The organism is Opitutaceae bacterium, from assembly GCA_015075305.1.
Lineage (GTDB): Bacteria > Verrucomicrobiota > Verrucomicrobiia > Opitutales > Opitutaceae > UBA6669.
On record JABTUS010000006.1, the window covers coordinates 198,907 to 210,977 of the forward strand.

At 62.1% G+C, this 12,071-nt stretch carries 11 protein-coding genes; 4 read left to right on the top strand and 7 right to left on the bottom strand.

All coding sequences use genetic code 11. The features are described from left to right. Positions 1–25: 25 nt before the first annotated feature. On the bottom strand, positions 26–1,300 hold the full coding sequence (gene hemL, locus HS122_13015) for a glutamate-1-semialdehyde 2,1-aminomutase (protein MBE7539319.1): 1,275 nt from the start codon (positions 1,298–1,300) through the stop codon (positions 26–28). A gap of 16 nt (positions 1,301–1,316) precedes the next feature. Beyond that, on the bottom strand, positions 1,317–3,002 hold the full coding sequence (locus HS122_13020; protein MBE7539320.1) for an NAD+ synthase: 1,686 nt from the start codon (positions 3,000–3,002) through the stop codon (positions 1,317–1,319). A gap of 98 nt (positions 3,003–3,100) precedes the next feature. Between HS122_13020 and HS122_13025 the strand changes: the two genes are divergently transcribed. The 4 genes from HS122_13025 to HS122_13040 all read left to right on the top strand — a co-directional run bounded on the left by HS122_13025 (position 3,101) and on the right by HS122_13040 (position 6,819). Then, positions 3,101–4,426, top strand: a complete 1,326-nt coding sequence (locus HS122_13025) for a TolC family protein (protein ID MBE7539321.1) — start codon at positions 3,101–3,103, stop codon at positions 4,424–4,426. 34 nt (positions 4,427–4,460) lie between these two features. Next, positions 4,461–5,045, top strand: coding sequence for a DUF1211 domain-containing protein (locus HS122_13030; protein ID MBE7539322.1), 585 nt, complete (start codon positions 4,461–4,463; stop codon positions 5,043–5,045). Positions 5,046–5,118: 73 nt separating this feature from the next. Continuing rightward, positions 5,119–5,370 (top strand): hypothetical protein, encoded by a 252-nt coding sequence (locus HS122_13035; GenBank protein ID MBE7539323.1) that lies wholly within the window; start codon positions 5,119–5,121, stop codon positions 5,368–5,370. Between the two features lie 189 nt (positions 5,371–5,559). Beyond that, positions 5,560–6,819 (top strand): hypothetical protein, encoded by a 1,260-nt coding sequence (locus HS122_13040; GenBank protein MBE7539324.1) that lies wholly within the window; start codon positions 5,560–5,562, stop codon positions 6,817–6,819. 78 nt (positions 6,820–6,897) lie between these two features. Here the strand turns inward: HS122_13040 and HS122_13045 are convergent, their stop codons facing one another. The 5 genes from HS122_13045 to plsY form a co-directional block, all read right to left on the bottom strand. Continuing rightward, positions 6,898–7,353 carry a D-tyrosyl-tRNA(Tyr) deacylase gene (locus HS122_13045; GenBank protein ID MBE7539325.1) on the bottom strand — a complete coding sequence of 152 codons (456 nt, stop codon included), beginning with the start codon at positions 7,351–7,353 and terminating at the stop codon, positions 6,898–6,900. A 12-nt stretch (positions 7,354–7,365) separates the two neighbouring features. After that, positions 7,366–8,727: a threonine synthase gene (locus HS122_13050; protein ID MBE7539326.1), complete on the bottom strand. Its 1,362-nt coding sequence runs from the start codon at positions 8,725–8,727 to the stop codon at positions 7,366–7,368. A 70-nt stretch (positions 8,728–8,797) separates the two neighbouring features. Then, positions 8,798–10,015 (bottom strand): aspartate kinase, encoded by a 1,218-nt coding sequence (locus HS122_13055; GenBank protein ID MBE7539327.1) that lies wholly within the window; start codon positions 10,013–10,015, stop codon positions 8,798–8,800. A 38-nt stretch (positions 10,016–10,053) separates the two neighbouring features. Beyond that, the gene (locus tag HS122_13060; GenBank protein MBE7539328.1) at positions 10,054–11,391 is read right to left on the bottom strand and encodes a homoserine dehydrogenase; all 1,338 of its coding nucleotides are present in this window, start codon (positions 11,389–11,391) and stop codon (positions 10,054–10,056) included. Between the two features lie 38 nt (positions 11,392–11,429). After that, positions 11,430–12,071, bottom strand: coding sequence for a glycerol-3-phosphate 1-O-acyltransferase PlsY (gene plsY, locus HS122_13065; protein MBE7539329.1), 642 nt, complete (start codon positions 12,069–12,071; stop codon positions 11,430–11,432).

Sequence of the window (12,071 nt, forward strand, 5' to 3'; positions counted from 1 at the left end):
GGCACTCTCAGGCGTGGAAACATGTTCAAAGTGAAAGAATGGCTTCGCTTAGAATCTCGCAGGCGCGGTCGATGACCCTGCCGTCGTGGGCTGTGCTGATGAAACAGGCTTCGAATGCACTGGGAGGAAGATACACCCCTTTTGACAGACAAGCGTGGAAAAACTTCCCAAAAAGTTTGGCATCCGTTTGCAAGGCGGTGGCGTAGTCGCGGACAGGGGTTGCGCTCAGGTAGAGACTGAACATCGATCCAGTCTGGGGGGCGGTTGCGGGCAGTCCTTTGGAGCGGGTGGCTGCGAGGAGTGTGTCTCGAATCTGACGCCCCATGCGATCCAGACGAGCGTAGGGATCCTCCTCCTGCAGCATCTTGAGCGCTGCGATGCCCGCCGCCATGGCCAGCGGATTTCCGCTCAGTGTGCCCGCCTGATAGACGGGTCCGATGGGGGCGAGTTGGTTCATGATCTCCGCCCGACCACCGAATGCGCCGACCGGGAGTCCGCCGCCGATGATTTTTCCGAGCGTGGTGAGGTCCGGCTTGATGCGTTCGATTTCCTGGACGCCGCCCTTGGCCAGACGGAAACCCGTCATCACCTCGTCAAAAATCAGCACGCTGCCGTGCCGCGTGCACTCGTCGCGCAGAAATGCAAGGTAACCGGGCTCCGGCAGAATGAGACCCACGTTCGCCGGGTAGGGCTCAAGTATTATGCATGCGATCTGTCCGGGATTCGCGCGGAATGCGGACGTGACCGCAGCGCGGTCGTTGAAGGGCAGCACGATCGTTTCCTGAGCGAAGACGGCGGGCACTCCCGCGCTGTCGGGGTTCCCATGGGTCAGGGCGCCCGAACCGGCCTTGATCAGCAGCGAGTCGGAGTGCCCATGATAACAGCCGGAAAACTTGATGATCTTGTCGCGGCGCGTGAATCCACGGGCGAGGCGGATGGCGGACATGGTTGCCTCGGTGCCGCTGTTGCACATGCGCACCTTTTCAATCGATGGAACCATGGAAACGATCAGCTCGGCCATCTCCACCTCGTACGGATTTGGAGTTCCGAATGACGTGCCATGGTCCAGAGCCTCGGCGATGGCGGCCTTGATCCGCGGATGATTGTGCCCGTGGATTGCCGGACCCCACGTGCAGACAAAATCGATGAGTTCCCGGTTGTCCGCGGTCGTGAGGGTGGCGCCCGCTGCAGACTTCACGAAGAATGGCGCGCCGCCCACGGAGCGAAACGCCCGCACGGGCGAGTTTACGCCTCCGGGGATGAGCTGCTGCGCACGGGCAAAGAGCTGGTCTGACGTCATCGATGTCATCGTTTGTTCAATTCACGTATTTCTGGACAATGGGTATGCGCCGGCCGACTCCAAAAGCGAGCGGCGTGATCTTGAGGCCCGGGGCGGCCTGCTTTCGCTTGTATTCGTTGCGGTCGACTTTGCGTGCAATGTCATTGACCACCGCCTCGGAGAACCCCTGGGCGACCAGATCGCGGCGTGAGAGGCCCTCCTCGACATAGCCCCGCAGGATTGCGTCGAGGACGTCGTAGGGAGGAAGGCTGTCCTGGTCCGTCTGCCCGGGGCGGAGTTCGGCGCTGGGCGGCTTTTCGATGGAGCTGAGCGGAATGACTTCACGATCGCGATTGATCCAACGGGCCAGCGCATAGACCTGCGTCTTGAACACATCGCTGATCACCGCGAGGCCGCCGCACATGTCGCCGTAGAGCGTGCAGTAGCCGACCGCCATTTCGCTCTTGTTGCCCGTTGTGAGCAGCAGCGAGCAGAACTTGTTGGAGAGCGCCATCATGATGACGCCTCGAATGCGCGCCTGAATGTTCTCCTCGGTCACGTCGCGCGGGCGCCCGCTGAAGACCGGCTGCAGCGCTTCCTCACAGGCGTCGACTGCTTCGGCGATCGCGATCGTCTCGAACCGGATGCTCAGATTTTCCGCGAGGATGCGTGCGTCGTCGCGCGAGTGCTGCGACGAGATCGCCGACGGCAGCGATACCCCGATGACGTTCTCCGGGCCGAACGCGGCGGCTGCAATGACCGCGACGACCGCTGAATCAATGCCTCCGGAAAGAGCGATGAGCGCCCTCTTGAAACCACTCTTGCACGCGTAATCCCGCAAACCCAGGACGAGCGCATCATGGATGTCCGCGAGTGGATCCTGGGCGAAGGAGGGGGCGATGTGGATGGGGCCGACGGTTGGCGAGGGAGCGGAAACGGCCGTTCGCTGATCAGATTCAAGCGGAACGGTCGCAACGAGGATCTGTTCCTGAAAGGCTGGAAGGCCGGCGATGATCTTGCCCTGCGCATCGGCGACCAGACTGCGACCATCAAACACAAGCTCATCGTTTCCTCCGATGGCGTTCACGTAAACAACCGGACAATTCAAGGCCAGGGCGGCGTCCGTCACGAGAGCCTGCCGTACGTTGTCCTTTGCGAAATGCCAGGGGCTGGCGGAAAGATTGACCATCAAATCAATCCGCTCACTCGCGAGCCATTTGATGGGATCGAAGCGATAGAGATGCCGTGGGGAAAAGCGCGGATCGGTCCAGATGTCCTCGCAGAGTGTAATCCCGATGCGCGCCCCGTGATGTGATGCGATCCAAGGGGTGGGCGCGGGTTCGAAGTAACGATCCTCGTCAAAGACATCGTAGGTCGGAAGCAGGCATTTCCGGCCGTAACCCGCGACCTTGCCGTTGGCGCAAAATGCCGCAGCGTTGTAAAAGCGCCGCCCTTGCGCGGAGGAATTGGGCTGGACGGTGCCGATCAGTGCCGGAACATCACCGATCTGTGCCGCAATTTCCTCCAGGCACTTTTCAATATCGGAAACGAACCGTCGTTTGAGGAGAAGGTCCCTGGGTGGGTAACCGCAGACCGCCATTTCGGGAAACACCACCAAGTCGGCGCCCTCGGAAACCGAAACTCGGTAGGCATCAAGGATGCGTTTCCGGTTCCCGTCGAGATCACCGATGGTTGTGTTGAGCTGTGCAAGGCCTATGCGCATGGTGGCTTGATTTATGGATCGGTAACGACAACTGGCCGCTTACATAAAGGCGATTCGCTGGAGTGACAACTCCCGAGGCTTGCGCAGGTGGTGGAGAAATGAAAGACTGCCCGCGCATGATGTTGACCCGGATGCCGTTGCTGACAGCACTCCTGTTTGCCTCTGGCTTGCAAGCGCAGGAACCGACGCCTCTTTCCCTGGACGAAGCCCTGGCAAGCGTGGACCGGGTCAATGTGAACGTCCTGCTCAGCCGCGAATCGGTCGGCCTGGCCATGGAGGCTGCAAATCAGCAGCGCGTAGGGCTCCTGCCAAATGTATCACTCAGCGCGCAGCAGCGGAGGACAAAATCATCGTCGATTTCCGAGACGTCTAAATCGGAGGGAACGCCCGCGGACCGGTTTGATGGCCGGCTGTCCGGCTCCTACATGCTTTACAGTCCGCAGCAGATGGCCTTTCGGCGTGCGGCGCTGGTGGGCGTGAAGGTCGCGGAACTGGATCTTGAGACAACGCTCCAGAGCGTGATGGCCTCGGTGGCGCAGACGTTTTTTGCGCACTTGCGGAACGTGAAGCGCATTTCGGTGCTCGATGCGAACGCCCAGCGCGCAAGGGAGTTGGTTACGCTTGCGCGGAATCGCGCCGAGGCTGGCGCCGCCCTTCAGATCGACATCACGCGTGCCGAAGCCCAGCTCGCGATAGCGGAACAGGCGCGCATCCAGCAGGACACTGTGGTGTATCAAAGCGAGCTCCTGCTCAAGCGGTTGCTGGATCTTGATCCTGCGGCGTCACTCAGGCTGGAGGACTTTGAAGTCCGGAGAACGGAGCAGCCGCGGTTTGTCGATGGGTTCGAGCAGACGCTCTTCGAGAAGCGCGTCGAATACCTGCGCCTGAAACAGGCGCTGCAGCAGAACCAGGAGCTGTTTCGAGCGTCCAAGCTCGATCGCTATGGCACGCTCTCACTGAGCGGCGAATGGAATCTGGCCAACACCCGTGTCTACGAGGATGATCCGCAGCAGGGCTGGGCTGCGGGCGTTGCGATGTCGATACCGGTGTTTGACGGCTTTCGAAGCCGCACCAACCAGCGCATCGCTCTCTCTCAGATCCGCTCTCAGGAATTCCGCCTCAGGCAGCTCGAGCTCCTGATATCGAGCGAGGTGCGCCTGGCGGTGCAGGATGCCCGCTCGCGCCTTGCACAGGTCGGCGTTGCCGAGAAAAGCCTCCGCCTGGCGCGGGAGGAACTGGACCTTGCGGAAAAAAGATTTCGCGAAGGGGTTGCCGACAACCGCGAATTGATCGACGCGCAGAACCGCCTCGGGCAGGCGGGGGACAATCTCAACGAGGCGATCTACCTCTACAACTTGAGCCGTGTGGAGTTGGCGCGCACGCAGGGGGATGTGAAGGGCATCCTCTCCGAGCGGCAGAAGTGAGGCGGCTCTGCGAGACCTCACGATTTCCATGATCATGGGAAAAAACCGACTGGAGGCGTTCAGTGACGGTGTCATTGCGATCATCATCACGATCATGGTGCTTGAACTGAAGGTGCCTCATGGCGAGAGCCTGGAAACCCTCAAGCCGCTGGTTCCGGCATTCATGAGCTATGTGCTGAGTTTTGTCTATGTCGGCATCTATTGGAACAATCACCATCACATGCTCCACCTCTGCAATCGTGTGACGGGTGGCATCCTTTGGTCGAACATGCACCTGTTGTTCTGGCTCTCGCTGTTCCCGTTCGTGACCGGCTGGATGGGCGAGAATCATTTCCATGCATTGCCCTCGGCGCTTTATGGATGCGTGCTCCTGGCCGCGGCCATTGCGTACTGGATTCTTCAGCAGGCGATCATCCGAGCTCAAGGCATGGCTTCCCCGCTGCGGACCGCGGTTGGCCGGGACTGGAAGGGGAAACTCTCACCGATTCTCTATTTCTCGGCCATTCTGCTTTCCCTGGTCCGGCCATGGATGGCGCAAACGCTGTATGTGGTTGTTGCGCTCATCTGGCTTGTGCCCGACCGTCGCATTGAACGGACCATGAAGGCGGAGACGGAGTGACCCCTTGAAGGGACTGGGCTCGCTTTCCCGGATGCATTGTTGTGTTTCGCCCCAGAACCGACGCGCGTTTCCCATGAAGATCAAGATCCGCACCGGAATCCGCCTGATCGACTTTGCCCTGCCGTTGGCGGTTGCCGCTCGTGCGCAGTCAAGTGGTTATTGCAAGCCGGCCCTGGAGCACAAGGGCTCCTGGTCGCTCATCATGGTGCCCGACATGCAGCCCGCGACCAACATCGAGCTGGTACTCTGCGGACACATTTCCGGAGAGGGTTACTGTCAGGATCTCAACGTCGCCGGCAAGCCCGTCCGTCAGGTGCGTCTTTGACGCGCAGAGCGAGTTTGAAATGAAGTTCCAGTGACTGCGCGACCTGCGGTCGGCACGGCGTGCGTTTTCGGCACGGGAATTGGTTTTGCAGCAATGGTGCCCTGAAACGATTTCCAGGAGCAGGGGCGTCCCCGGAGATGGGGGACGCCCTTGACACCGGCACAAGGCGGACATTCTCATTTCATTAAGATGCTGAATAAGTATGCAATCCGCGGGCAGGCTGTCCGTGACCGGATCATTGCCATCACGATGGCGTGGGTGTGGCTGACCTTTCCCACCATCCTGGGAGCCTGGACCCGGGCGTCGCACGGGATGCTGGCGGCGAGCGCGGCGAAGGAGGCGAAGGCCTTCGAGGCTTATGCGTCCATGCACGGATTGATCCCCCATGTGGTGCAGGCGGTGCAGGATGCGGACAATGAATCCGAAAAGGTTTTCACCGCGGATCTGGCGAAATCGTTTGCTGGCGTCCGCATGATCACGGGGGATGACCCGACGAAAGTGCAGCACACCTCGCCGGTGCTCGCCTACCATCTGCCGGATGACACGCGCCTGCACAATGCGCTCGAGTGCCTCAAGATCGCCCACGGGCTCAGGCTGGTCGCCGCCACAGAAGCGGAGCACCGGGCGGCGATGCGGATTTTTGGCGACGGTCTGCACCTGGTGCAGGATTACTTTGCCCACCTCAATGCGCCGGGTCGGGGCAGTACGGGGTTTTCCCACGGAGTTGGCAACCTGATAGACACCGACGGGGATGGTACCCCGGACACGCCTGCGGGCCGGGTGGTCGACAACGTGACCTGGGACTGCCACTCCGATCGTGGCAACGACCTCGTCCCGGTGCATCTCAGGGTGATCAACTACTTTTACTCCCCCTTCTGGCACAAGTATCCGGCCAAGGAGCAAACCTGGCGCTACCAGGCTGCGCTCAATGCCGGGATTGAATACATGGAATGCTACCTGGCTGAGGACGGCCCGGTTCGATTCAGGAGGGTTCTGTCAGACGGCTATGTCGAGCGTGGCGGAGTGCGGACTTGGTTGGATTTGATCACGCATATTGCCGTGGACAACAGGGAGCCCGCCTGCCAGCTGGCAGGCGAATGGCAGAACGTCACGAGGCCGGGCTGCTTCATGAGCGATTGCGCGCTGGCCACTGTGAAGAGTGCAGCGACGTCGGCAACCTGGGCGATCGCCGTCCCGCTCGACGGTCACTACGATATTTATCTGCGCTGGCCTCAGGACTCTCATCTTGCCCGGCGGGCCGATGTGGTGGTTGTGCATGGCGGGAAATCTCACGCGCAGTCCGTGAATCAGCGGATCAACGCGAACCGCTGGAACGGCCTGGGTCGATTCGACCTGATCAAGGGCGAAAGAATAACGGTCTCTCTGGCCGCCCGCGTGGGCGACATCATTGCCGCTGATGCCGTCATGCTGGTTCGCGCGGCTGAATGAGTTTCCCCTGCCTTGAGGCGGGCTTCATGACAATGACGCGCGCACCGGGAGCGCCGGCGGAATTCCGAGGGATCCGGACTAATCCTTGCGCTCCGTGTCGATCCAGAGCGTGACCGGGCCGTCGTTCACCAGGGACACGTCCATGTGCGCGCCGAATTCTCCGCGAGCCACCGGCCGGCCGGCGGCCCCGGAGAGTTGTTCGATGAACCTATCGTAGAGCCTCCGGCCGAGATCCGGCGATGCGGCGTTGTTGAACGAAGGTCGCGTGCCCTTGCGGGTGCTGGCGAAGAGCGTGAACTGACTGACCACCAGCAGGCCGCCATCCACGTCGACGACGGACAGGTTCATCTGGCCGGCCGGATCGGAAAAAACCCGCAGCGATGCGATCTTTCGGGCGAGCCAGTCGCCATCGGCCTCCGTGTCCCGCGGCCCGACGCCCAGAAGGATGAGGAGTCCGGTGCCGGGGATTTCCCCAACCGTGCGTCCGTCGACGCACACACGGGCGGAGGAGACGCGCTGCACGACGGCTCGCATGGACGCAGGCTCCTAGACGGCGTGCCGGTCAATGAGTTCCCGGACCTTGCCCGCGTCGGCCTGCAGCAGGGTCCTGACAAGGGGACGCGACTTCAGCTCCTCCAGGCTCGGATGCGTGGGCTCGATACCGATTGCGGCGCGGATCGTCTCCGGAAACTTCGCCGGGCTCGCGGTCGAAAGAACGACACTGGGGCGGTCCGCGGCGAGGTCCTTGAAGCCGCAGGCGGTGTGCGGATCGACGATGTAGTTGAACTTTCGATACACGTCGGACACAATTCCCGCAATCTCCGCATCGGTGCAGCGGGAGGCTGTGAACGTGTCGCGGTCAAAGTTGTCGAAGCGGTGGCGCCCCGTGTTCTTGAATTCCCGCATGATTTCGCGAACACGGGCGGGATCGCGGCCGACCTGGAAATAGAGGAAGCGCTCGAAATTCGACGATACCTGGATGTCCATCGACGGGGCGAGGCTCGGGCGGACATCGGTGACGTGATAATCCCCGGTGGTGAAGAGCTGGTAGAGGATGTCGTTTTGATTCGTGGCCACCCGGAATCCGCGAAGCGGCACGCCCATCTTTTGAAGCATCCAGCCTGCGAGCACGTTCCCGAAATTACCCGTTGGCACGACAAACTCTGCCTCCGCCTGCGCTCGGGCCGGCAGCCGGAGCCAGGCGTAAAGATAGTAAACACATTGGGCGAGTATGCGGGCCAGGTTGATCGAATTGACCGCCGAGAGCCGGTGGCGCATCCGAAACTCCTGGTCCCCCAGCAGCTCCTTGACGATGGACTGGGCGTCGTCGAAGGTCCCCTTGATCGCGATTGCGTGAACATTTGCCGCGCCGGTGCAGGCCATCTGGCGCTCCTGAAGCGGTGAGGTGCGGCCCTCGGGGTAGAGAATGAATATGGCGGTGCCGGGTTTTCCGAGCAGGCCGTGAATCGCCGCGGAACCGGTGTCGCCCGAGGTTGCTCCGAGGACATTGATGCTCTGGCCGCGGTCACGGCACTGCTGCTCGTAGAGGTTTCCCAGCAACTGCAGCGCGAAATCCTTGAATGCGAGGGTGGGGCCGTGAAACAGCTCGAGGACGAACAGGTTTTCGTTCAGGCGCACAAGCGGGGCAATGTCCGCGTGTGAAAATCCGGAGTAGCTGCGCCCGACGAGAGAGCGGAGTGTCGCCTCGGGAATGTCCGTGGCGAAATGCCGGAGGAACTCGAAGCAGAGCGATGCGTAGTCGAGTCGCGCCCATTCCTTCAGGTTTTCAGCCGTGAATTGCGGCAGCGTTTCGGGAAGAAAGAGACCGCCATCGGGGGCGAGCCCCGTGGCCACGGCATCGCTGAAGCCCAGGCGAGGAGTCTGTCCGCGTGTCGATAGGTAGCGCATCCCAGATGTCCGCAGGTCGTTATGGTGCGATGGCGATCGTACGGCGCTCGACCGGCGGATGTGGATCGGCTTACGCCTTGTCGAGTCCGAAGGCGGTGTGGGCGACCCGGGCCGCGTCGTCGGCGCGGGACTGATCAATGACCACCGAGATCTTGATCTCGGAGGTGCTGATCAGCTCGATGTTGATGCCCGCGTCGGCCAGCGACTGAAACAGCGTCGCGGCGACGCCGCTGTGCGTTCGCATGCCCACGCCGACAACGGAGAGCTTGGCGATGTTGTCGAGAATGGTGACCGTTCCGCCCCCGATCGAAGCGAGAATGGGCTCGAGCGCCCTCTGCGCCTTCTGGGTGTCGGTCCGCGGAACCGTGAACGTGAGATTGGCCACTCCCTGGCGGCCGATGTTCTGGACGATCATGTCGACCAGGACGGATGCGTCCGACAGCGCGCGGAAAACGCGCGCAGCGGATCCCGGCTTGTCCAGGATGTTGCTGACGACGACCTTGGCCTGGTCCTTGTCGACGGCGACGCCGCGGACAACGACACGTTCCATATAAGCGACTTCTTCTTTCACGATGGTACCCGGGTTGTGGTTAAAGGAGGATCGAACTTCGAAAACGACGCCGTATTTTTTTGCGAACTCGACGCTGCGCGACTGCATGACCTTGCTGCCGCTGGAGGCGAGCTCGAGCATCTCGTCGTAGGAGATCTCGTCGAGCTTGCGCGCAGTCTTCACGACCCGAGGATCGGCGGTGTAGACGCCGTCGACATCGGTGTAGATCTCGCACTTGTCGGCCTTCAACGCGGCCGCCAGGGCGATTGCGGTCAGATCCGAACCCCCGCGACCCAGGGTGGTGACCTGACCGTCATCGTTGATGCCCTGGAAGCCGGCGACGATGACGACGCGTCCCGCCTTGAGATCCTTTTCGACAGACTGCGGGTTGATGGTCCGGATCTTGGCCTTGGTGTGCACCTTGTCCGTGAAGATGCCGGCCTGCGCGCCCGTGTAGCTCACGGCATCAACGCCCACGCCGTGCAGCGCGATGGCCGTCAGCGCGATCGTCTCCTGCTCGCCGACCGCGAGCAGTTGGTCGAGCTCGCGATCCGCTGGCACGGGCGTCAGCGCCTTGGCGCGGGCGATAAGTTCATTGGTGACTCCGGCGCGGGCGGAGACCACGACGACGAGTTGGTTGCCTTCGTCGCGCGAAGCCTTGACGCGTTCGGCGACCTTCTTGATGCGTTCGACGTCACCGACGGAGGTGCCGCCATACTTTTGTACAATGCGAGCCATGGATGAAACGTTGGGCCGTGAAAATCGATGGGCGGAGGTTATTCGGAAAAATCGCCGATTCGCAGGAGCAGGGGCTTTTCCAGGACACTCTTCAGGCGGGCGATGGCGGCGAGCGTTGAACGCATGGCCTTCTCGTTGCTCTCATGCGTGGTGAGGATCAGCGATGCCGCTCCCGGGCGGTCAGCGGTGGTCTGGATGACGCTCTCGATGCTGACGGCATGTTTTGCCATCACGGTGGCTATCTGTGCGAGCACGCCGGGGCGGTCGCGCACCGTTGTGCGCAGGTAGTAGCGTCCGCCGATGTGATCGAGCGGGGAGATTTTCACCGGCGGATGAGCGGGGCGGTCGAGTTCGGACGCCGCGGTCCGGACTTCCTGATGACCCGGCTTTCGGCCGGTGTTCAGCAGCGAGACCGCGTCCGCAATGTCACTGATGACGGAACTCGCGGTGGCGTCCTGCCCGGCGCCGCGCCCGATGTAGGTGGTGGTGCCGACGACGTCCCCGACCACGGCGATTCCATTGAAGACGCCGTTGACATTCGCCAGCACGCGCTCGCGCGGAACAAGGGTGGGGTGCACGCGGACGAACAACTCGTTGTTCTCAAAGTCGCGGCTGATGATGCCGAGGAGCTTGATGCCGTAGCCAAGGGTGGCGGCGTGCTTCAGGTCCGCCTGGGTGATGTGCGTGATGCCTTCGACGATCATCTGGGGCGTCTTCACCCAGGTGCCGTGGGCGAGATACGCGAGGATGGATGCCTTGTGCGCGGTGTCCCAGCCCTCGACGTCGAGGGACTCATCGGCCTCCGCGTAGCCCAGGCGCTTCGCATCCGCAAGGATCTCGGGGTAGCCGGCCCCCTCGGTGGCCATGCGGGTGAGGATGTAGTTGCAGGTGCCGTTGAGGATTCCGCAGATCAGAGAGAAGCGGTTGGCGACGAGGCCCTCCCGGATGGCCTTGATGATGGGAATGCCGCCTGCGACCGACGCCTCAAAGAAGAAATGCCCGCCACCCTTTCTGGCTGCCGCAAAAATCGCCGCGCCGTGTTCGCAGAGAAGCGCCTTGTTGGCTGAAACCACGACCTTGCCGAGTTTCAGCGCGGCAAGGGTGATCTGGCGGGCCAGGGTGGTGCCGCCGATGAGTTCGCAGACAATGTCGATCGTCGGATCCGTCGCGATTTCCATCGGATCCGTCACGAGCCTCCCTGATGGTACGTTGACGCTGCGCGACTTTTTCAGATCGCGCACGGAGGCCTTGGCAAGCTCAAGGCGGACCCCGAGTCGCGCCTCTAGCGCGGAGCGGTTTGCCGAGAGGTGCTTCCAGACACCCTGGCCGACGGTGCCCAGTCCGCAGATGCCTATGCGAATAGTACGGGATGACATGAAAGGTTGTTGGTGGGAGTGGTCGGTGTGGATGCGGTTCAGCGGCTGGCGTCGCCGGAAGGCTTGCGCGAAAACCTCGATTCAGTGCCCTTGCAGAGTCGCACGACGTTCGAGCGGTGCCGGATGATGACAAAGGCTGCGACGGCGAGCGTCAGGGCGAGCACAAGAGCGGGCTCGTGCAGCGCAAGGGCGGCCACGGGAAGCGTGATGGCCGCGAGCATGGATGCCAGGGAGACGTAGCGCGTGGTGTAGAAGGTCGCCGCCCACACCGCCGCGCCGATCAGGAGGCCAACAGGAAAGAGGACGGCGAACCCGCCGACGGAGGTGGCGACACCCTTGCCGCCGCGCATGCGCGTCAGGAAGGAGAAGCTGTGTCCGATGAGCGCGCCCGCGAGCCCCGCAACCGCGGACTCAAGCGCGTACGGAGCAAACAGCGCGATCCCCAGCGCACGCCCTGCCGCCAGCGGCCAGCCCGCCGCCGCGGCGCCCTTGAGGGCGTCGAGAAGAAAGACGAGGTTTCCGGCTCTCCTGCCAAGAACCCGGCGCACATTGGTGGCGCCGGGGTTCTTGCTGCCGTGCTGAAAGATGTCGATTCCGTGCGACCGCGCCACCCAGTAGCCGAAGGCAAGGGAGCCCAGGCCATATCCGACAATACCTGCGATGAGCAGCGGCAGCAGCAT